15 protein-coding genes and 4 pseudogenes are annotated in these 20,360 nt (G+C 70.7%); 9 read left to right on the top strand and 10 right to left on the bottom strand.

The genetic code is table 11. The annotated features are described in order from the left end of the window. Nucleotides 1-250 precede the first annotated feature (250 nt). From ACFWM7_RS21265 to ACFWM7_RS21255, 3 genes and pseudogenes are all read right to left on the bottom strand, one after another. Nucleotides 251-460, bottom strand: a pseudogene (locus ACFWM7_RS21265) (HNH endonuclease); the annotation flags it as partial. Nucleotides 461-549: 89 nt separating this feature from the next. Then, nucleotides 550-1,411: pseudogene (locus ACFWM7_RS21260) on the bottom strand (GyrI-like domain-containing protein). 158 nt (nt 1,412-1,569) lie between these two features. After that, a complete protein-coding gene (locus tag ACFWM7_RS21255) occupies nt 1,570-2,013 on the bottom strand; it encodes an SRPBCC family protein (protein WP_383262882.1) in 444 nt (147 codons plus the stop codon). 244 nt (nt 2,014-2,257) lie between these two features. Here ACFWM7_RS21255 and ACFWM7_RS21250 point away from each other — a divergent pair. Beyond that, nucleotides 2,258-2,443 (top strand): annotated as a pseudogene (locus ACFWM7_RS21250) (monooxygenase); the annotation flags it as partial. Nucleotides 2,444-2,578: 135 nt separating this feature from the next. On the opposite strand, the gene rph reads toward ACFWM7_RS21250, so the two are convergent. The 3 genes from rph to ACFWM7_RS21235 all read right to left on the bottom strand — a co-directional run bounded on the left by rph (nt 2,579) and on the right by ACFWM7_RS21235 (nt 7,479). Beyond that, nucleotides 2,579-5,224, bottom strand: a complete 2,646-nt coding sequence (gene rph / locus ACFWM7_RS21245; protein ID WP_383262880.1) for a rifamycin-inactivating phosphotransferase — start codon at nt 5,222-5,224, stop codon at nt 2,579-2,581. Between the two features lie 392 nt (nt 5,225-5,616). Continuing rightward, nucleotides 5,617-6,294 (bottom strand): response regulator, encoded by a 678-nt coding sequence (locus ACFWM7_RS21240; RefSeq protein WP_383262879.1) that lies wholly within the window; start codon nt 6,292-6,294, stop codon nt 5,617-5,619. After that, nucleotides 6,295-7,479 (bottom strand): sensor histidine kinase, encoded by a 1,185-nt coding sequence (locus ACFWM7_RS21235; RefSeq protein ID WP_383262877.1) that lies wholly within the window; start codon nt 7,477-7,479, stop codon nt 6,295-6,297. A gap of 240 nt (nt 7,480-7,719) precedes the next feature. Here ACFWM7_RS21235 and ACFWM7_RS21230 point away from each other — a divergent pair, with 240 nt between their 5' ends. From ACFWM7_RS21230 to ACFWM7_RS21215, 4 genes and pseudogenes are all read left to right on the top strand, one after another. Then, the gene (locus ACFWM7_RS21230; RefSeq protein WP_383262875.1) at nt 7,720-9,192 is read left to right on the top strand and encodes an alpha/beta hydrolase; all 1,473 of its coding nucleotides are present in this window, start codon (nt 7,720-7,722) and stop codon (nt 9,190-9,192) included. A 169-nt stretch (nt 9,193-9,361) separates the two neighbouring features. Beyond that, nucleotides 9,362-10,015 carry a DUF5701 family protein gene (locus ACFWM7_RS21225; protein WP_383262873.1) on the top strand — a complete coding sequence of 218 codons (654 nt, stop codon included), beginning with the start codon at nt 9,362-9,364 and terminating at the stop codon, nt 10,013-10,015. 334 nt (nt 10,016-10,349) lie between these two features. Then, complete coding sequence (locus tag ACFWM7_RS21220) at nt 10,350-13,352, top strand: family 16 glycoside hydrolase (RefSeq protein WP_383262871.1); 3,003 nt, start codon at nt 10,350-10,352, stop codon at nt 13,350-13,352. 40 nt (nt 13,353-13,392) lie between these two features. Continuing rightward, nucleotides 13,393-13,889 (top strand): annotated as a pseudogene (locus ACFWM7_RS21215) (hypothetical protein). Nucleotides 13,890-13,927: 38 nt separating this feature from the next. Here ACFWM7_RS21215 and ACFWM7_RS21210 read toward each other — a convergent pair. Both ACFWM7_RS21210 and ACFWM7_RS21205 read right to left on the bottom strand, forming a co-directional pair. Next, complete coding sequence (locus ACFWM7_RS21210; RefSeq protein WP_383262869.1) at nt 13,928-14,512, bottom strand: DUF998 domain-containing protein; 585 nt, start codon at nt 14,510-14,512, stop codon at nt 13,928-13,930. A gap of 117 nt (nt 14,513-14,629) precedes the next feature. Then, nucleotides 14,630-14,977: a DoxX family protein gene (locus ACFWM7_RS21205; protein WP_383262867.1), complete on the bottom strand. Its 348-nt coding sequence runs from the start codon at nt 14,975-14,977 to the stop codon at nt 14,630-14,632. Between the two features lie 98 nt (nt 14,978-15,075). Here ACFWM7_RS21205 and ACFWM7_RS21200 point away from each other — a divergent pair, with 98 nt between their 5' ends. Continuing rightward, nucleotides 15,076-15,564, top strand: coding sequence for a MarR family winged helix-turn-helix transcriptional regulator (locus tag ACFWM7_RS21200; protein ID WP_383262865.1), 489 nt, complete (start codon nt 15,076-15,078; stop codon nt 15,562-15,564). Nucleotides 15,565-15,733: 169 nt separating this feature from the next. Further along, nucleotides 15,734-16,825, top strand: a complete 1,092-nt coding sequence (locus ACFWM7_RS21195) for a DNA glycosylase AlkZ-like family protein (protein WP_383262864.1) — start codon at nt 15,734-15,736, stop codon at nt 16,823-16,825. A gap of 26 nt (nt 16,826-16,851) precedes the next feature. On the opposite strand, the gene ACFWM7_RS21190 is transcribed toward ACFWM7_RS21195, so the two are convergent. Together ACFWM7_RS21190 and ACFWM7_RS21185 are read right to left on the bottom strand one after the other, a co-directional pair. Then, complete coding sequence (locus tag ACFWM7_RS21190) at nt 16,852-17,649, bottom strand: alpha/beta fold hydrolase (protein WP_383262862.1); 798 nt, start codon at nt 17,647-17,649, stop codon at nt 16,852-16,854. 106 nt (nt 17,650-17,755) lie between these two features. Then, nucleotides 17,756-18,484, bottom strand: coding sequence for a TetR/AcrR family transcriptional regulator (locus ACFWM7_RS21185; protein WP_383262861.1), 729 nt, complete (start codon nt 18,482-18,484; stop codon nt 17,756-17,758). Between the two features lie 167 nt (nt 18,485-18,651). On the opposite strand from ACFWM7_RS21185, the gene ACFWM7_RS21180 reads away from it, so the two are divergent. Together ACFWM7_RS21180 and ACFWM7_RS21175 are read left to right on the top strand one after the other, a co-directional pair. Further along, on the top strand, nt 18,652-19,860 hold the full coding sequence (locus ACFWM7_RS21180; RefSeq protein WP_383262859.1) for a saccharopine dehydrogenase family protein: 1,209 nt from the start codon (nt 18,652-18,654) through the stop codon (nt 19,858-19,860). A gap of 133 nt (nt 19,861-19,993) precedes the next feature. Next, complete coding sequence (locus tag ACFWM7_RS21175) at nt 19,994-20,299, top strand: YciI family protein (RefSeq protein WP_383262857.1); 306 nt, start codon at nt 19,994-19,996, stop codon at nt 20,297-20,299. Nucleotides 20,300-20,360: the final 61 nt, after the last annotated feature.

Below are 20,360 nucleotides of genomic sequence, written 5' to 3'. Positions count from 1 at the left end.
GCAAAAACCAGGCAACTACCTGGCCTTTCTCGGACTGGCAGCCGCTCTCTGCTGCTACAAACGATTCCTCAAACTGACCATGTAGGACACGGTCTTAGTTCCCCCCAGGCAACGGGAGTTCGGGTTTTCGCACGGCAGCTCTCTGGCCACCTCTACGGGAGCGGCTCGGCGGACCCTGGTGTCGGTGGCAGGGGCACCACCGACACCAGGGAGGCCGGGGCCCGTGCTGCCGGACCGCCGCCGAGCAGGATCAGACGGCCGGTGTGTAGCGGACGATGATGTCCTCGCGCGGACCCTCGGCATACACCTTCAGCGCCTGAAGCTCACGGTCATCCGCGGTGAGCTCCCAGCGCAGTTTGGCGGCCACCCACTCCCCCACGTACCGGCACTGCGCCTCCAGGGACGGCGGCATCCAGTCCGCCGGGTACTGACTGCTCTTCGACCGGTTGGTGTGCGCTGTCTGGGGCGTCCGCCTGGTCCGCGCTGCCCGCAACGCGGGGTACAGCTACCGTCCAAACGAATCTCGCCCCGGACGTCCGAGCCGGTGGATCACGCCGGTTCGACCGGGAGCCACAACTCGCAGGTCGCGGTGCTGAAGTCGTCCGCGCGCTCCAGGATGGCGACGATCGAGGGGCCGGGCCGCAGCTGCCATGGGTTGGAGGGAAACCACTCGGTGGCGGTGGCGGCCCAGGTCGTCTGGAGCGCCTGGGGGTGGGGTCCGCTGGTCCGGAAGACGGCCCACTGCCCGGCCGGCACCTCGATGACATCGAGGTCGTCGGGGGGCGGACGTGTCCCTGCTGAGAGCAATTCCGTGCAGGTAGGTGAGTTCGCTGCCCTCGGCGGCATCCGGGTCGAGGCCGTCGCTGACCTGCAGCAGGCCCGCGGGCTCGGTGTCGCTGAGGCCCTTCAGACGCACGTGCTCCTGCGGTGGCAGCGCGGCGATGTGCTCCTGGATGTGCGGGTTGACGCCCTGGTGAATGAGCGGAACGCGAGCGGCGTGCCTGACCAGCCGGAATACGGGGCGGTCGACGAGGCGGGTGTCCACAGGGCTGCTCCCTTCTACGGTCAGACGGAACCTGACCTGCGGTTGTATACGCAAGGGGCCTCCGTCACGGCGCACATCGCCGGGACTCGCACCGTGAACCGCCCGGAACGCGCGTCCGAACGCCTCACTCGACCCGTAGCCGTACCGGACGGCGATGCCCAGCAGATCCGCCGTGCCGCGGACGACGTCACCGGCCGCGACGCTCATGCGCCGACACCGCACGTACTGCGACAGCGGCATACCGGCCAGCGAGGAGAACATGCGACGCAGGTGGTACTCGGTCATACCGAACCCTCCGGCGAGCCTGTCCACGTCGAGTTCCTCACCGAGGCGTTCTTCGACGAGATCGACCAGCTGATGCCCCACCGCGCTGCTGGCCGTGCTCGGCGTTCCCTGCTCTGGGGCCTATTTGAACATCATCAACGGAAACGGAACATCGAGTTCTTCAAGCACCCCCGCCGGCACCCGCGCTGCCCGTCGGGCCCCCAGACCGGGCAACGGGGCCGGCTGGGTGCGCTGAAGGCTCAGGCATCCCGCATGCCCCCTGAGGCGACGGTCAGTTCGGCCAGTTTCTGGAACTCGCCCAGGTCGTAGTTGGCCAGCGCGGAATCGAGATTGGTCAGTGCCCCGAGGCGCTCGACAAACCCTTGCGGGTCGTACTCGATCTGGAGAGCGACGCGGCTCGTGGCCTCGTCGATGCGGTGAAACGTGACCACTCCCGCGTGGTGGACGCCCTCGGTCGTCTTCCACGCGATGCGGTTCTCCGCCACGACCTCGGTGAGTTCCGCGACGAAGCTCTTGTCCGCCCCGGGCAGCGAGAGCTGCCAGGCGAATCGCCGCTCGTCGATCGGGTCCACACGCTGGACATGACTGAGGAACCTCGGCCACTGCGTGACGTCGCACCACAGCGCCCAGGTAACGGCGACCGGCGCCTTGACATCAATGGTTTCAACGAGCGAGGACGACATCAGCGACCACCGTTCCTTCTGCGAGAAGCTTCCTGTACAGGTACGACTTCGCCCTCTCGTACCCCGACCGGCGCCCCTCAACAGCCTCCCCTCTCGGCTGACGACCGGGATCGGTAAGACCCTGCTGCCCAGCCGGTACGCCGCCAGGGTCACGAAGCGTATGCAGCAGGACGGGCGGCGGCCGGCGAACGACGGACCGAGAGCCGCTGCCCATAACCAGGCCGCTCTGGACACCGCCACCCGGGAGTGGTCCCACGCCGAGTGCACGCCCGGGTACTACAACCGCGAAGGGCGGGGTCGCCCCGACGGTCCCTTCGCCTACCCGCACGGAGCCGTCGCCTTCCACGAACTCCTCGCACGCTGGCGCGAGGAGTCCATCGCGGAAGTCCTCCGGACGAGGACGAGGACGAGGACCGTGCTCCCTACGTGACCCGGCTCGGCTCGGCTGGACCCGCCTGCCCGGCCACCTGCCTGCCTCGGTCAGCGAACACGCCCCGGCCGTACCTCTGTCCCGGCCGTACCGCTGTCCCGGCCGGGCGTCGGTCCTCGGCCCCGTCCGGGGCGGTCAGGGCAGGACCTCCACGTACCCGTCTCTTCCGTGTACGCGGATCCGCTGCCCGTCCCGGATCAGCCGGGTGGCCTGCTCCACGCCCACGACCGCCGGCAGGCCGTACTCCCGGGCGATCACCGCACCGTGGGTCATCAGGCCGCCGACCTCCGTCACCAGGCCCGCGATGCCGACGAACAGCGGCGACCAGCTGGGGTCGGCGAAGGCCGTGACCAGGATGTCGCCCGCTTCCAGGTCGGCCTCCGCCATGTCGAGGATGACACGGGCCCTTCCCTCGACGGTCCCGGCGGACACCGGCAGGCCGGTCAGCGCACCGGTCGGCACGTCGTCACGCCGGTACGCGCCGGTGTGGGCCTCACCGTCCGATGTGAGGACCCGGGGCGTTGTGAGCGCTTGGTACGAACGGAACTCCTCCTTGCGCCGTCGGATGAGCTGCTCGTCCACCCGGTCCGTGCGCACGGCCTCGTGGAATTCCTGGAACGTCAGGTAGAAGACGTCCTCCTTCCCGGGAAGCACGCCCGCCCGTTCGAGTCGCCCGGCCTCCGCCATCAGGGCCTGCTTGTAGACGAAGTAACGGCTGATGATCCCGTACTTGGGGTACTCCCGGTATCCGATGAAGGTGCGGACGCGGTCGATCATCCGCCGGGTCTCGTCGGCCTTGCGGTCCCCGTCCGGCAGGGCCCGCAACCGTGACAGCACGTCCTGTTCCTTCTGCCGCGCCTTCCGCAGGCCCTGCTCGAAGCGCCGCGCGGCGGCGCCCGGCCCGAAGTTCCGTACGTTGTCGAGGATCACGGGCACGAGTGTGGTGGGGCGCTCGCGCCATCGTGGCCTGGTGATGTCGATCTCGCCGACGCAGCGCATGCCGTACCGGTCGAGGTAGCTCTCGATGGCCTCGCGTGCTTCCGCTCCGCCCGCGACCTTCGCCAGGTCGTCCAGGAAAGCGGCGTCCTGACCGTGTTCGATGTTCCGCAGGAAGGCCAGCGCCTCCGGCCGCGACCGGATCACGTCCGCTACGCCGAGCAGCGCCAGACCCATCTCCGATGTGATGTTGCCGGGGGCGGACAGGGTCAGCGTGTCCGCCGCGTTCTTCTCGCCCAGCCACTCCAGCAGCTTTTCGTTGAGCCACCAGGTGGCGTCCATTCCGGCCATGATCGCCTGCATGCTCAGCGGATCGCCCAAGGTCCGCTTGTGCTCCTCGAAAGCCTCCTCCAGCAGGAAGTCGAACAGTGCCGGCCCCGTCCTGGTCCGGATGCCGCGCTCCAGAGCGGCGACGGAAGCGCGGCTGCGCTCGATCAGTTCGGTGACGACGGCCGGGTCGGTCGCGATCGGGGCGGGCGTACCGGTGGACGGCGGCCTGGCGGGGGCCTCGTCCGGGAGTGACGGGTCCGGGAGTGACGGGTCCGGGAGTGACGGGATGAAACCGTCGCGTGCCAGGACCGTCTCCAAGGCGTCCCTGACCAGCGGATCGCCCTTCCCCATGACGTCCAGGAGACCGTCGCGGCTCGCGGGCGAGGCCAGTCGGCCGGTGACGTCGACGAACAGCCTTCCGCCCGCGTCGAGCATCGGCACCAGCGCCGTCAACTGCCACAGGGAGAGCCCGAGGGGCTTCATGGGGTCGGTCATCATCTGCTGGTGGCCGACGGAGACATAGACGTGATTCTCCTCGTCGCCGGCCTCCCGGGCGGGAACGGGGAAGAGGGTCGTGATCGGGCGGCTCTGCACGATCCGGAAGCCGTGGTCGACCAGGCACCATTCGATGTCCTGCGGGCGGCCGAAGTGCGCTTCGATCCGCCGGCCGAGCGTTACGAGCCGGACAACCTGCGCGTCCGTCAGCGCCGGGCGCTCCCGCTGCCGCGGGTCGACCGCCACCTCCCCCGTGCCGCCGGCCGGCAGGGCGCGCACCGCACGCTCTTTGGCTGCGATGGTCCGGGTGACGACTTCGCCGTCCCGAACCCTGAAGACGTCCGGGTTCACCAGACCGGAGACCAAGGCCTCGCCGAGGCCGAAGCCGGCGTCCACGGTGGCGACCTTCCGATTGCCCGTGACGGGGTCCGCCGTGAACAGGACGCCGGAAGCGTGCGGGAAGACCATCTGCTGCACGACCACAGCCATCTGGACCGTACGGTGGTCGATGCCGTTTCGCTGTCGGTAGATCACGGCCCGCTCGGTGAACATCGAGGCCCAGCACCGGCTGATGTGCCGGAGGACCGCGGCCGGCCCCGCGATGTTCAGGTACGTGTCCTGCTGGCCGGCGAAAGAGGCCGTGGGCAGGTCCTCCGCAGTCGCGCTGGACCGGACGGCGTACGCGGCCTGCTCGCCGAACCGTACGAGCGCCCCGGTGACGGCCACCGCGATGTCGCCGGGGACGGCGATCTCCTCGATGGTGCGGCGGATCCGTGCGCTGAGCGTTCGGACCGCCTCCCGGCCGTCCGGGGCAAGGCGCGACAACTCCTCGAGCCGTTCGTCGAACGACGGCACCTCCGCCATGGCCCGCCGGAAAGCGTCCGTCGTCACACAGAATCCGTCCGGCACGCGGGTTCCCTCGATCCGCGACAGTGCGCCCAGCTGCGCGCCCTTGCCGCCGACGGCCGCGCCCTGCCTCTCGTCCGCCTCTCGGAGGTCCACCACATACTGATCCGTCATCGTGACGCCTGGCGGGCGGCCGTGTTCCCTCGCACTGCGATGATCGGTCGGATCACCGGCACCTTGCCCTCTGTCCACGCCGAACCTCCTGTCGGGCACGTACTCATTCCTGAGCTTTCATCCCTCGGAACTGTCATCCCTCGGAACTGTCGTCCTTCTGAGCTGTCGTCCTTCTGAGCTGTCTTCTGTCCGAGCCGGCGGCTCGTGTCCGTGCATGCTCGACAGGCCGCCGGCACACGCACGCCGCCCGCGCTTGCGCGGGTGGTGGCGGCGAGGGACGATTCTGCGCCGTCACCCGGGTCTTGCCGCAAGCCCCCGGGTGAGCTATAAGTTGACAGTGGCAAGGAGAGGTCTCTCCTTGCCTTTTGTTTTGCCCGCGGCCCGGGCCGGGGTCATTCCTGGGCGTCGCGGACCAGCAGGGCGATCTGTACCCGGTTCTGGACCGCCAGTTTGGAGAACAGGCTGCCGGTGTGCGCCTTCACGGTCGCGACGCTGATGTGCAGCCTGTCGGCGATCTCCGGGTTTCCCAGTCCGTCCGCGATGGCCCGAGCGGTCTCGCGTTCGCGTTCGGTCAGCGCCGACAGCTGTTCCCGCGCGGCCCGCCGGGACGCCTCACGGGCGTGGGAGGAGCGCGGACCGGTGGCCGCGGCGATCACCCGTGCCGTGGCGGCCGGGGAGAGCACGGGGTGACCGTCCGCGACGGTCCGCACGGCGTCGAGGATCCGCGGCGGAGGGGTGTCCTTGAGGACGAACCCGAGGGCTCCGGCCCCCAGTGCGCCGAGCACCAGGTCGTCGGAGTCGAACGTGGTCAGCATGAGCACGCGGGGCGGCGCCGGCCGGGCGAGGAGCTCCCGGGTCGCGCTGAGTCCGTCGAGGCCCGGCATCCGTACGTCCATCAGCACGACGTCCGGCCGGTGCTCGTCCACCGCGGTGATCGCGGCGTTCCCGTCGGCTGCCTCCGCGACGACGGTCAGGTCCGGTTCGCCGTCGATGACGAGCCGCAGCGCCATGCGCACCAGTTGGTCGTCGTCGACGATGGCGACGCGTACCGGCTCCCGTTCGGTGTCCACTCAGGGGCTCTTTCCGTGGGTCGGGTTCGGCCAGGGCAGCCGTGCGGTGAGGACGTATCCGTTGTCGGGTGTGGGGCGGTGGTGGAGGGTTCCGCCGGCGAGACCGACGCGTTCGGCGAGGCCGAGCAGCCCGAACCCCGAGGCCGGTGGCCGGTGCGTGGTTCTCTCGGTGGCCGGGTCGTTGCGGACATCGACGCCGAGCCCCTCGCCCGCCGCTCCTGCGAGGGTGATGCGGACGGGTGCGCCCGGTGCGTGTCTGGCGGCGTTGGTCAGCCCTTCCTGGACGACCCGGTAGCAGGTTCGTCCCACGGCGTCGGCCGGTGTTCCCGTCACGGTGGTGGTCAACGTGGCGTCGAGTCCTGACGCGCGGGCGTCGGCCACCAGGTCGGGGACGCGGTCGAGGGAGGGTTGCGGTGGTTCCGGGTGGCCCGGGTCAGCCCGGAGCACACCGAGGACATCGCGCAGTTCCTCCAGTGCCTGGTGGGAGCCCTCGGCGATGCCGCGGACCAGCAGCCTGTTCTCCTCGGCTCCGAGGTCGCCGCGGTGGTCCAGCACTCCGGCCTGCATGGCGACCAGGGAGATCCGGTGCGCGAGCACGTCGTGCATCTCGCGGGCGATCCGGTTGCGTTCCAGAACCCGTGCCTGTGCCGCTCGTGCCGTCTGTTCCCGTTCGGCGCTCTCTGCGCGGTCCCGCAAGGACCGCACCTCGACCCGCCGTGCGCCGACGGCCATGCCCGCGGCCACCGCGATGCCCGCGGTCAGGGCCGGCAACGCGAGTTGCAGCCAGAACATCCCGGGCGGGTTCTGGAGCGGGTAGACCCCGCCCGCGAACTGTGACGCGGTCACATAGGCGAGGGCGACGGCGCCGATCTCCACCGGGCGTCGACGGGTGGATATCGAGCCCAGCGCCACGAGGGCGGCGCCGGTCGCGAGCGTCGACATGGTCGAGGCGATCGCGACGGTCAGGGCGACAGCGAGCGGGAACCGTCGCCGCCACAGCAGCGCGGCCAGGCAGCCGAGGGCCACGAGCGGATCACCGATGCGGAACCATGCGCCCGGTCCGGCGTCCTGCCCGTGCAGCAGCACTCCGACGTAGAGCCAGACCGGCACACTCAGCGCCGCGGCAGCCGCCAGTCGCCAGGTCTGCTGCCACCAGCCGAGTCGTGGTGCCCCGTCCGTGTTCACCCGTTCATTGTCGCTAAGCCGTACGGCAGGCGAGTCAGACCCGGGGCGGAGTCGTCCTGGACCGAAGTCGTACGCCCGCCTCGCCCTCGGTCGGAGCGGGTTCGGGCCGCAGGGGCGATGTGCCGGGGAGCGCCGCGCGGACAGACTCGGCCCGTGCGGACACGCCACGCGGTCGGCGGCGGGCGTTCCCGGGCCGACGGTTCCGGCGCCCCGTGGACCACTTCTCCTGGAGGACAACAGATGCGCACATCCCTGTCCCTTGCTCTCGCCGTCGGCGCGGTGGTGGCGGCGACCGCGGTGCCGGGAACGTCGGCGGCGACCGCGGACACCGTGCGGACGAGTCCGCAGGCCGTGCGGTGGGGCCCGTGCCCCGAGGGTGTCTCCTCGTCCCGTCTGGAGTGCTCGACGCTCGATGTCCCGCTGGACTACCGGCACCCGGACGGCCGGCGGATCGAGATCGCGATCTCCCGGCTGGCGAGCGACAGCCCGTCGAAGCGGCGCGGTGTGCTGTTGACCGATCCGGGCGGCCCCGGTGGCGCGGGGCTCGACCACTCGGCCGTTCTCGCCGCGTCGGGGCTGCCCCGGGAGGTGCTGGACTCCTACGACGTGATCGGCTTCGACCCCCGCGGTGTCGGCCGCAGCACGCCCGTGACCTGTGATCTGACCAGGGAGCAGCAGTACCGCGGCAACTTCGCCCCGTACGCGCACACCGCCGCCGATGTCGCGCGGGAGGCGGGATACGCGCGGACCATCGCGAAGCAGTGCGCCACTTCGCGTACGGCATGGATGCTGCCGCACGTCACCACCGCGAACACCGCGCGTGACATGGACCGGATCCGGGCGGCTCTGGGTGAGCCGAAGCTCTCGTACCTCGGGCATTCCTACGGCAGCTACCTCGGTGCGGTGTACACGACGATGTTCCCGAAGCGTGGCGACCGGGTCGTCCTGGACAGCAACCTGGGCCCGGGCGGCTATGACGTCACAGCCATGCGGTCGTTCGCCCGTGGGCTGGAGGACCGGTTCCCGGACTTCGCGAAGTTCGCGGCCGCGCGCCCCGAGTACGGTCTGGGCGTCACGCCGGAGCAGGTGACCGCGAAGTTCTTCGACCTGGCGAAGCGTTTGGAGAGGAAGCCGGTCCATGGGATCGACGGGAACGCGTTCCGTGGGGTCACGTTCGAACGTCTCTACGCCGATGCCCTCATGCCCCATCTGGCGGAGTTCTGGCAGGCGGTCGACACAGGCCGGCCGGTGCCGCTCTCCCCGGTGCCGCAGGGGTTGGAGAACCTGATGGCCGCGCGCTTCCATGTGATCTGTGGTGATACGCGCTGGCCGGGGACGGTTCGGGAGTATCAGCGCAATGTCGCGGTCGACCGGCTGAGGTATCCGATGCTCGGTGGCTCGACGGCCGGGATCGGGCCGTGCGCCTTCTGGCCGGCCGAGCGGGTCGAGCCGCCGGTGCGGATCGGTGACCGGGGCCCGTCGAACGTGCTCATGATGCAGAACGAGCGGGATCCGGGGACGCCGTTGGCCGGCGCCCGGGAGCTGCGGCGGGCGTTCGGTCAGCGGGCCACGATGGTGACGGCCGACCAGGGCGGGCACGGTGTCTATCCGTTCGACGGCAACACGTGCGCGAATGACGCGGCGACGGAGTTCCTGACCACCGGTCGGCGTCCGGCGCGGGACATCCGCTGCGCGGCGGAGCCGGGCGAGTAGGGGGCGGTGCGACGGATGGGTGGCGGGGGCCTGGACGAGCTGTATCCGAGGCAGCACGACGGGCCGGCGAGGTCGCTCTCGGTGGTCGCGCCGGGCGGGAACACTCCGGCGGGCTGGGTCGTTCGATCTCAGGCCCACTACCGCAATCCGTGAATCCGGGGGACTCGCCTTGCCCGACACTTCTGCCACCGACACCGTGCGTCTCCTCCCGTCGCCCGCCGCCCAGGCGGAGCGCCTGATCGAGCTCGGGGTGCACGAGGTCGCGGGGATTTCCGCCGAGGACGTCCGCGCCTTCGCCGGGAAGGGCGGCCGCGACGGCGTTCTGCTCGCCGTCCATCCGGACCGTGCCCCTGCCTCCGCCCTCGCGCCGCTGCTCCAGCGCGACGGCAGGCCCGGCTTCGTCGTCACCGACATGCCCGATGTCGACAGCTTCGCGCCGACGGCGGTCGAACTTCCCGACGCGCCGCTCTACTTCGTCGCGGGGCTCGACCGCGGCGACCACATGTCCAACTGGAGCCCGGAGGAGGCGCTGCCCGCCCTCGACGGGGAGGGCCGTAGCCCGTTGGTGCTCACCGAAGGCATCCACTGGGTGTTGCAGCAGCCGGCGGCGCTTGAGCGGAATCGCTGCTTCATGACCATCGGATCCCGGCTGCGCAAGGCGAACGGCACGCTGGACGCGCGAACCCCGGCGATCTGGATCAGCAACGGCACCGGGCGGGACGGCCGGGAGAGGCGCAACGCGCCCAAGGTCGGCTGGTGCTGGTGGGGCAACCGCCACACCTGGCTGGGATTCGCCTCCGCCGCGGGCCGCGAGGGCCGGTAGCACCCTTTCGTCCTCCTCGGACCTCGGGGGCCGGATCCGCAGGGCGCGCGGGTCCGGCCCATCGTCGTTCCGATCGTCGCGGATGGGGCGACAGATGCCTTGTGCACCAAGGGGTTTGGCGACTTTGCATCAACACCTGCGAACTTTGAACACTGTGGTGACGAAGTATGGACGCCGCCGGTAGAAGCCTCCTACTGTTCTCGGCGCAGCCACCGGAGCCCCTGGCCGGACGCAGCGCTGCCCCACCGCACGAGCCGAACGTTCACCCCCGGGCGCCGGGTGGCCCCACCCACCGCCGCGACGTGCCCCTCGCCGCGAGGGGCCAGGAGGAAGAATGCATCCACGGCCGCTCCACCGTTGCCGCAGACATCTCACCGGTCTGCTGGTCTCCGCTTTTCTCGTCGGCGCCTTCTCCGCGTCACCGGCCGCCGCCGCGCCGACGCCGAGGCCGCAGGACGAACTCCCGCCCCAGGAACCGGGGGTAACCCTGCGCGTCTTCGATGTGCAGGTCCCTCTCGACGAGTTGTGTGACATCAAGACCGGACAGACCCCGAACGTCGACAAGTTGATGCCCGCCATCGACTGGAGCTCGACGGACGACTTCGGCTTCGGCGACCACTTCGTCTCCGAGGTCACCGCCAACCTCACCGTTCCCGAGGACGGTGCGTACGCCTTCCGGCTGACCAGCGACGACGGCTCGCGGCTGCGGATCAACGACTCCGTCGTGATCGATCACGACGGGCTGCACGGCGCGGAACCGAAGGACGGATCGGTCGAGCTGACACAGGGTCATCATGCCCTGCGTATCGACCACTTCGACCGCACCGGCGGTCAGCAGGTCACCCTGGAGTGGAAGCCGCCCGGCGCCGGGGACTTCGCCGTCGTGCCGAACTCCGCGCTGTCCACCGACGCCGACGTCGTACGGGTGACGGCGCCGGGACGCAAGGAGTGCGAGGGCGCCCTCGACTCCCCCGGCGACGGCCTGCCCCTGAACGGGACGCACCCGGACTACGCGCTCACCGATCTGCGCCCCGCGGGCTTCGAACCGCAGGTCACCGCGATGGACTGGCTGTCCGACGGGCGGCTCGCCGTGACCACGTGGGGCGGCACCGACAACACGACCGGCGAGGTCTACCTCCTCGACAACGTCCAGGGCGAGACCGATCCGGGGAAGGTGACCGCCAAGAAGGTGGCCGACGGGCTCAAGGAGCCCATGGGCATCAAGGCGGTGGACGGCAAGCTGTACGTGTCCCAGAAGCACGAACTCACCGAGCTCACCGACGCCGACGGCGACGACGTGACCGATGAGCGGCGGACGGTGGCGACCTGGCCGTACGGCGGGAACTTCCACGAGTTCGCCTTCGGCCTGCTCTACCGGGACGGGTACTTCTACCTGAATCTGTCCGTGGCTATCGACCTGGGCGGGGCGACGACCGATCCGCAGCCCGCGCCGAACCGCGGGTCCACGATCAAGGTGGACAAGGAGACCGGCAAGGTCGACTACATCGCGGGCGGCCTGCGTACGCCCAACGGGATCGGCTGGGGCCCCGAGGGCGACATGTTCGTCCTCGACAACCAGGGCGGCTGGCTGCCCTCCTCGAAGCTGCTCCACATCAAGCAGGACCGCTTCTTCAACCACTACACCAACCCGTCGGGCCCCTTCGACGACAGGCCGGTCACCAAGCCGGTGCTGTGGCTGCCGCAGAACGAGATAGCCAACTCCCCCAGTACGCCTCTGCAGTTGACCGAGGGCCGGTTCGCCGGGCAGATGCTGTTCGGGGACGTCACGTACGGCGGCATCCAGCGCGCGTACCTGGAGAAGGTCGACGGCGAGTACCAGGGGGCGGTGTTCCGCTTCACCCAGGGCCTGGAGGCAGGGGTCAACCGGATCAGCATGGGTCCGGACGGCGCGATCTACGCAGGCGGGCTCGGGGCCGGCGGCAACTGGGGCCAGGAGGGCAAGCTGACCTACGGGCTCCAGAAGCTCTCCCCCAGCGGCGACAAGGCCTTCGACATGCTGGCCATGAGGGCGAAGCCGGGCGGTTTTGAGCTGGAGTACACCGAGCCGCTCTCCGAGGAGACGGCGGCGAAGCTCGCCGAGAGCTACCGCGTCGAGCAGTGGGCGTACGCCCCGACCCCGGAGTACGGCGGTCCGAAGATCGACGAGGAGTCCCTCCAGGTCAGTGGGGCCACCCTCTCCGAGGACGGCAAGAAGGTCACACTGACCGTCCCCGGGCTCAAGGCGAACCGTGTGGTCCACATCCGCTCGCCGCGCCCCTTCAGCTCCGCCGACGGTACGGAGCTGTGGAGCACCGAGGCCTGGTACACCCTCAACTCGCTGCCCGGGGACCAGCCCCCGGCCACGCAGTACGAGGCGGAGGAGGCCACCCTCACCGGGGGCGCCGGATTCGACACCGAGCACGCGGGCTACTCCGGCGGCGGCTTCGTCGACAACTTCGGCGAGGAGGGCGCGGCGGTCACGTTCGACGTGGAGGCCGGGAAGGCGGGCCCGCACGACGTGGGTCTGCGCTACGCCAACGGGCCGGATCCGGCGCCCGGCACCAAGACGGTGAGCGTCCACGTCAACGGCGAGAAGGTGCGGCAGGTCGAGTTGCTGTCGACCACCGACTGGAAGACCTGGGCGACGGGGACCGAACAGTTGGAGCTGCGCGAGGGCCGCAACACGATCACGTACTCCTACGACAGCGGTGACACCGGTCATGTGAACCTGGACATGATCACCGTCCATCCGAAGGGCGCCCGCGTCCAGCTCTTCGACGGCACGGACCAGGCTGCCTGGCAGCACCCGGACGGCCGTACACCCGAATGGCCGGTGAAGGACGGGGAGATGGAGATCGCCGGCGGGGACCTGCGGACCAAACAGGGTTTCCAGGACTTCCGCGCGCACGTGGAGTTCCGGCTGCCGAACCTCCCGCCGGACGTGACCGGGCAGGACCGTGCCAACAGCGGTGTGTACCTCCAGGAGCGGTACGAGGTGCAGATCCTGGACTCGTACGGTGACACCACGCTCGCCGACAACGAGGCCGGGGCGATCTACACCAAGAAGGCCCCGGACGAGAACGCCGCCACGGCGCCGGAGACCTGGCAGACGTACGACATCACCTTCCGCGCCGCCCGCTACGACGCTTCGGGGGACAAGACGGAGGACGCCCGGATCACCGTCGTGTGGAACGGCGTCACCGTCCACGACGATGTGGCGGTCGACGGCCCGACCGGCGGCGGGGCGGCGGAGGGACCGACGGCCGGTGCGATCAAGCTCCAGGACCACGGGAGCAAGATCCGCTACCGCAATGTGTGGGTCGAGCCGCTGACCTAGGGCCCGCCCAACGTACAGGTTCCGGGGTGGCAGCGGTCGGCTGTCGCCCCGGAACGCGCCTGACCCGTACCCGACCTTCGAGACGGGCCCCGGAGACCTGGGCGCGGGTGAGAATCCGCTTCTGGCCAGGATCAATCCCCAGCACGGGCCCCGGCTCGCGGCCCTGTCCTGCGAGCTGGTCCGGGCGACGACGTGGATGGAGGACGCGAACGCCTGGATCGCGCCTCGTATCGGCCTGCCGCCGTTGCCCGTCGTCGGACTACCGGACTCCTCCGGGGCCGGCGGCGCGGTCGTTACGTGGAGGAGGATGAGGACGTGCGGGACGGGCCGCACTGGAAGACCCGGAGTCTCGCGGCATGGGCCGCGGGGTGCCGCTTCGTCTGGGTGGACGACGAGATCACCGACGCGGATCGGGCCTGGGTCGCCGTCCACCACGCGGGCCCAGCCCTGCTCCACCGGGTGGATCCCCGGCACGGCCTGAGGGACGGCGACTACGCGGTCCTCGACGACTGGCTGCGGTGCCCACCGGTCGCGTAGCGCCTCCCCTCCCCTGACCGGCTTCGTCCCGGAGCCGGTCAGGCCACGTTTCTCCGGCAGGAGAGGACCACCAGGAACGGCCACAGAGCCTGGAAGAACGTCACGACGCGCTCGGCGACACCGGGGGCTCTCCCGCTCTGCAGCTCCGCCAGGAACCACAGGGCGCTCGCGAACATCAACGCGCTCGCGGCGAGCGACACATCGGGTCTCAGCCCCCACGGCGCCGGTCCGCGGCCCCGGACGGCGGCCAGAGGCGGCCAGGCGGCCAGCAGCACAAGGCCCACGGTGGCCACCGCCCCGTGCTCCAGCGCCCCGCCGCTGTTCGGGACCGGCACCAAGGTCAGGGCCAGTGCGGAGAGTCCGCCGCCGGCCAGCGCCACCCGCCCGGCGAGCGCCGCCTGCCGGAGCGCGTGTGCCGTCAGGATGTAGCACGTCCCCAGCACCAGCAGCGTCCCCGTCATCAGCCAGTAGCTGGTGGCTCCGTAGGAGGCCAGCACGCTCAGGGTCTGCGTCGCGGGGTCGTACGCCGGACCTTGGCGCTGCTGCGCGATCATCCAGGAGCCGACCAGGAGGACGGGGGCGCATCCGGAGGAGACCAAAGCCCACCAGGGAGCAGATCGCATCGAGTCAGCATAAATGCGGACATCTTGCCCGGCGCTGATCGCCGCCACCGATCGCCGCCCCTCCCCGGCAGGCCGCACCGTCGGCCGCGCGAGCCGAACCCGGCCGGGCCCGGACGCTCAGGCCGACAGCACGCGCAGGACCAGCGCGGCGGCCGCCAGCAGGGCGAGCACCAGGGGCGGGGCGATCCCGTAGTCCTTGACGCGCAGGTGGGAGACGACGGCCCCGATGAAGTACAGGACGACGCCGATCGCGGCGGCGGAACCGATCAGCGGCACGCCGAGGCCGATCAGGAGGCCGAGGGCGCCTGCCGCCTTCGCCGAGGCCAGCCAGGGGTACCAGGTTTCGGGGACGCCCACCTTGCTCATCGAGGCGGTGACGCCCTCGTTGCGCGTGAACGTCAGCACGGCGGAGGCGCCGAGGGCGAAGGCGAGAAGGACGCCGATCACGGCGTAGGCGATGAACATGATTACCTCGGAATCATCAATGATGAGAGCAACTAGATCGTTGATGACTATAAACGATTCTCCCCGTTCCACAATGTGTGCCCTGATACCGTGGAGCAATGCCAGCTCAGGACAGGTCCGCCCAGCGATCGACGGGGTCTCCGACGTCTCCCGGCGATCCGAAGCAGCGTCTCGGTTTCCTGCTCGCCTACCACGGCAACGCGACGCAGACCCTGATCCACAAGGCGCTCGCGGCCACCGGGCTCACGCCGCGGCTCATGACGACGCTCCAGCAGCTCGCCGAGGGACCGGTCACGCAGAAGGCGCTCATCGAGCGGCTCGACGTCGACCCCAGCGTCCTCGTCACCCTCCTCAACGATCTCGAAGGCGCCGATCTCGTACGCCGTCGTCGCGACACCGCCGACCGGCGCCGGCACATCGTCGAGATCACTCCGCAGGGGGCCGCTCAGCTCCGTACGTCGGACGCGGCGCTGGACACCGTGGAGCAGGAACTCTTCGCGGACCTGTCCGAACGCGACCGGGCCACGCTGCGCCGGTTGCTGGGCAAGCTGCGGACCTCCCCGCAGGACTTCAGCTGCACGGAGTGATGAGCCCCAAAGCCCCCGGTAGGTGGGCAGCCGCGCGGGGAGCCGGGGTGGTGACGGACCGCTCCCGGCCGCCGTCCCCGTGGGGCGGCACGACCCGGCGGTGACGGAAGTGCCGTGGGCGGGGCGCCGTCGGGGTAGCGTACGGAAACCCCTGGTGAGGAGGCAGCGGTTGAACGGCACCGCCCGGATCGACGTCAGCCGCGAGCAGGTTCTGCGGTACCGCGTGGCGGCCCACGGGTTCGACCGCGCTTCGCCCGCGCCCGAGGTCTTGGCCTTGGGCGTCCAGGACACCCCGTACGGCTCGGCCCCGGTGGCGCTCGCCGCGAGGGGCGCGGCCCCCGATGCGCTGGAACGGGTCTGGTCCTTCCGGGGCGCGCCCCATCTGCACCGGCGTACGGAGCTGGCGGCACTGGCCCGCGCTCTGTGGCCGCTCGACGACGCCGACGCCACCGCCCGGATCAGCACCGCGGCGATCAAGGAGGGGGCGAAGCTCGGCCTGGAGGCATACCGCGTCACGGCGAAGGCCTTCCGCCGGACGGTGGTCGAGCCGCTGGGGAAGGGCGTGGTCAGTACGGCGGTGAGCGCGGCCGTGCCGGAGTCGCTGACGTTCTGGTGCGCCCCGTGCGGGGCGCGGCACATCTCCGGTCTGCTCTTCCAGCAGGCCGGTCTCTTCGGGTCGGTGCGGATCGGCACGGATCGGGGGAAGACGATCCTCGCGCCGCTCGGGTCGCCGTTCCCGGTGCCGGACGCGGCGTCGGGGACGGGGGATCTGATCGGCGCCTACCTGCGGTTCCTCGGTCCGGCCGGTCGAGCCGAGGTGGCCGCGTTCCTGGGGACGCGGCCGTCCGCGATCCGGTCGGTGTGGCCGGAGGGGCTCGTCGAGGTCGCGGTGGACGGCGTGTCGGCCTGGCTCCCGGAGTCCGAGGCGGACGCGCTGCGCGAGGCGCCGCGCGCCGATGCCGGCACTGTACGGCTGCTTCCGCCGGGCGATCCGTTCCTCCAGGCCCGGGACCGGTCGCTGCTGCTGCCCGAGAGGGACCGGCAGAAGGAGCTGTGGCGGGCCGTCGGCGGGCCGGGGGCCGTACTCGCCGGATCGGAGATCGTCGGCACCTGGCGTGCTCGGGCCTCGGGGCGCCGGACCGAGGTGACGGTGACGGGGTTCGGGGCGTTGCCGGGCGCGGTGCGCAGGGCCCTGGAGACCGAGGCGCAGACCGTGGCCGAGGCCCGTGGGGCGAAGGACGCCCTGCTGCGGATCGAGTGAACCCGCAGGTCCGTGTGCGAGGGCCGTCAGGGCGTGGCGGTCCCGGGCTTCGCGCGGCGGATGGGCATCATCGTCTCCGTCGCCTCCTGTGCGAGGTGGTCGAGGATCAGCCGGTTGACCAGAGCCGGTTTCTCCAGCGGGACCAGGTGCGACGCCCCGGGGACGACAGCCAGCTCGGCTTCCGGGATCGCGCGGTACAGCGCGGTCGTGTGCTCCAGCGTCACCAGGTCGTCGTCGCCGGCCATGACGAGGGTGGGCGCCTCGATCCGGGCCAGGTCCTCGGCCGTCAGCGTCGGCCCGGTGCGCCACATGTCGATCACCTTCGCGGCCACCACCGGCCAGTGATCCGGGCCGTCCGGTGCGACGGGCTCGTACAACTCCCGGAAGAACGCGAGGTCGGGCCCTTTTGGCGTCATCGCGTCGAGCATCGACGGCTCGGCGAAGCACTCGGGGCCCGGGCGGAAGTTGGCGCCGATCGCGACGACCTTGCGGACGAGGTCGGGCCGGTCCATGGCGACGATGAGCGCGACCACTCCCCCGTCGCTCCAGCCCACCAGGTGCGCCGGTCCGGCGACGACCGTCTCCAGGAAGGCCACGGTGTCGTCGGCCATGTCCTGGTACGTCAGCGGCCCCGCGACGTCGGCCGTGTGCCCGTGGGCGCGCCGTTCGGGCAGGTATACGCGGCAGGCGGCGGCGAGGTCGGCGCGCTGGGCGCCCCAGGTGTCGTTGGTGCAGAAGCCACCGTGCAGGAGAACCAGCGGGTCGCCGGCGCCCTCGGTCTCGTACCAGGTCCTGACAGCGGGCAGGTCCGCGTACTCACCCATCGTCCAGGCCTCTCCGGGGCTGTCGTCGTCTCCGTCTGCGGCCAGTCTGCTCGGTGGCCTCCGGAGCCGCCACTCGAATCGGGGCGGGCGGTGAGTGAGCGCGGGGTCAGGCCCCCTCCGGGGCGCTCCCGCTTCGCGCGTGCCGGACGCTCGCCTCCGCGCTGTCGAGCAGCATCTCCAGTGCCGTGGGGTACGCGCTGTCGTTCATCCTCGCGACCAGCAGCGGCGCGAGGGCGGCGATGTTCGGGTGGGTCTTTGCGGGCAGCTGGGCGTAGGTGGCGCGCCAGACCTGTTCGTCGGCGGCCCGTGCCGCTTCGGGCAGGGCGAGGCTCGCGGCGTCCAGTGCGGCGAAGGCGAGTGCCTGGTCGACGAACGCCTGGTAGACGCGTACGACGTCCGGGGCGGGCAGTCCGGTCGACCGCAGGATGCCGAGGACCGCCTCGTCGCCGGCGATCTCGTTGGCCCGGCCGCTGACCCGGCTGGCGGTCAGCACCGCGGCCTCCGGGTGGGCCAGGTAGGCGGTGTGGATGCGCAGGCCGACTTCGCGCAGGTCCCTCCGCCACTGTCCGGCGGGCCGCCAGCCCCGCATCGCGCGTCCGATCAGTTCGTCGGCGATGGCCAGGGTGAGGTCGTCGATGCCGCGGAAGTAGCGGTAGAGCGTGCTCGGGTCGGCTCCGAGCGCCACGCCCAGGCGTCGCACGGTCAGTCCGTCCCTGCCGTGTTCGTGGAGCATGCGCAGGGCCGTCTCGACGATCAGCTGCTGGGTGACGACCACGCCCTGCCGGGTCGGCCGTCGGCGCCGTCGCCCTTCCTCTGGAACCACTTCCTTCGCCATCGGAGCCTCCTCTTCCGTCTCGGCGCCGGCGCGGGACTGCCGGGCCTGTCGGGTCTCCCCACCTTATGCCAACAGCGTTGACGTTACTCAAGTGGGCCTCTTTCATGGACGAATCCAAGGGCATCGGCCAACACGGCCCGGCTCATCGACGAAAGGCACATCCGCCCATGCGCGTACTACTCGTCGGCGCAGGTGGCGTGGGCACGGCGATCACCAGGATCGCCGCCCGCCGCTCCTTCTTCGACCACATGGTCGTCACCGACTACGACCTCTCCCGGGCCGAGGCGGCGGTGGCCGCACTCGGCGGGGAGGAGGAGAGGTTCACCGCGCTGCGCGTCGACGCCTCGGACCGGGCGGCGGTCACCGCCCTGCTCACCGAGCAGCGGTGCGACATCCTCGTCAACGCCACCGACCCCCGGTTCGTGATGCCGCTGTTCGACGCGGCGCTGGCCGCGGGCGTCGACTATCTGGACATGGCCATGTCCCTCTCCTCCCCGCATCCTGAGCGCCCGTACGAGGAGTGCGGGGTCAAGCTCGGCGACGGGCAGTTCGGGCGGGCCGCGGCGTGGCAGGAGGCCGGCCGGCTCGCGCTCGTCGGGGTGGGGGTCGAGCCGGGGCTCTCCGACGTCTTCGCCCGGTACGCGGCGGACGAGCTGTTCGACGAGATCGAGGAGATCGGCGTCCGGGACGGCGCGAATCTCACCGTCGAGGGCTATGACTTCGCCCCGTCGTTCTCGATCTGGACCACCATCGAGGAGTGCCTGAACCCGCCGGTGGTCTGGGAGAAGGACCGGGGCTGGTTCACCACGGCCCCGTTCAGCGAACCGGAGGTCTTCGACTTCCCCGAGGGCATCGGCCCGGTGGAGTGCGTCAACGTCGAGCACGAGGAGGTCCTGCTGATCCCGCGCTGGGTGGAGTCCCGGCGCGTCACCTTCAAGTACGGGCTGGGCGACGAGTTCATCGAGACCCTCAAGACCCTGCACAGACTCGGTCTCGACAGCACGGACAAGGTGAGCGTGCCCGGCGGCGACGTGTCGCCGCGCGACGTGGTCGCTGCCTGCCTGCCCGACCCGGCCTCGCTCGGCGAACTGATGCGGGGCAAGACCTGTGCCGGCACCTGGGTGAAGGGCACGAAGGACGGCGCGCCCCGCGAGGTGTACCTCTACCACGTCGTCGACAACCAGTGGTCGATGCGTGAGTACGGCTCCCAGGCCGTGGTCTGGCAGACGGCGATCAACCCGGTCATCGCCCTGGAGCTCGTGGCGAACGGCGCCTGGAGCGGTGCGGGGGTGCTCGGCGCCGAGGCCCTGCCCCCGCGCCCGTTCCTCGATCTGCTCGTCGCGTACGAATCCCCGTGGGGCCTGCGCGAGCAGTGACCGCGGGCCCGTGCGGGGCCCTCGCCGGAAAAAGTCGAGAAGTTTCGGGCGACGATGTCGAGAACCCGGATCCGGCTCCGTCCCCGTAGTGAGAGCGGCCACAATGGGCCGCACAGCACCGAGGAGTGACACCATGGCCAAGTACCTGCTGCTCAAGCACGACCGTGGGGCCCCCGTCGCGGTCAACGACGTACCGATGGACCGGTGGACGCCCGAGGAGATCTCGGCGCACATGCAGTACGTGCAGGACTTCGCGGACCGGCTGGAGAAGACCAAGGACCTCATCGCCGGCTGGATGATCATCGACGTCGACAGCCACGACCGGGCGGTCGAGCTGGCCGGGGAGCTGTCCGCCGCTCCGGGGGCGGGCGGGAAGCCGATCCACGAGTGGCTGGAGGTGCGCCCGTTCCTGACCGCGCCGCCCACTGTCACGGAGTGACGCCTCGATGAACGGGCTCCTCCTGCGGAGCCTCACGCCGAGCGTGCTCGCCGTCCTCGGC

The organism is Streptomyces sp. NPDC058375, assembly GCF_042723425.1.
Lineage (GTDB): Bacteria > Actinomycetota > Actinomycetes > Streptomycetales > Streptomycetaceae > Streptomyces > Streptomyces durocortorensis.
Note: the sequence above shows the minus strand (reverse complement) of the source record. Positions and strands in the feature narration are given on the sequence as shown.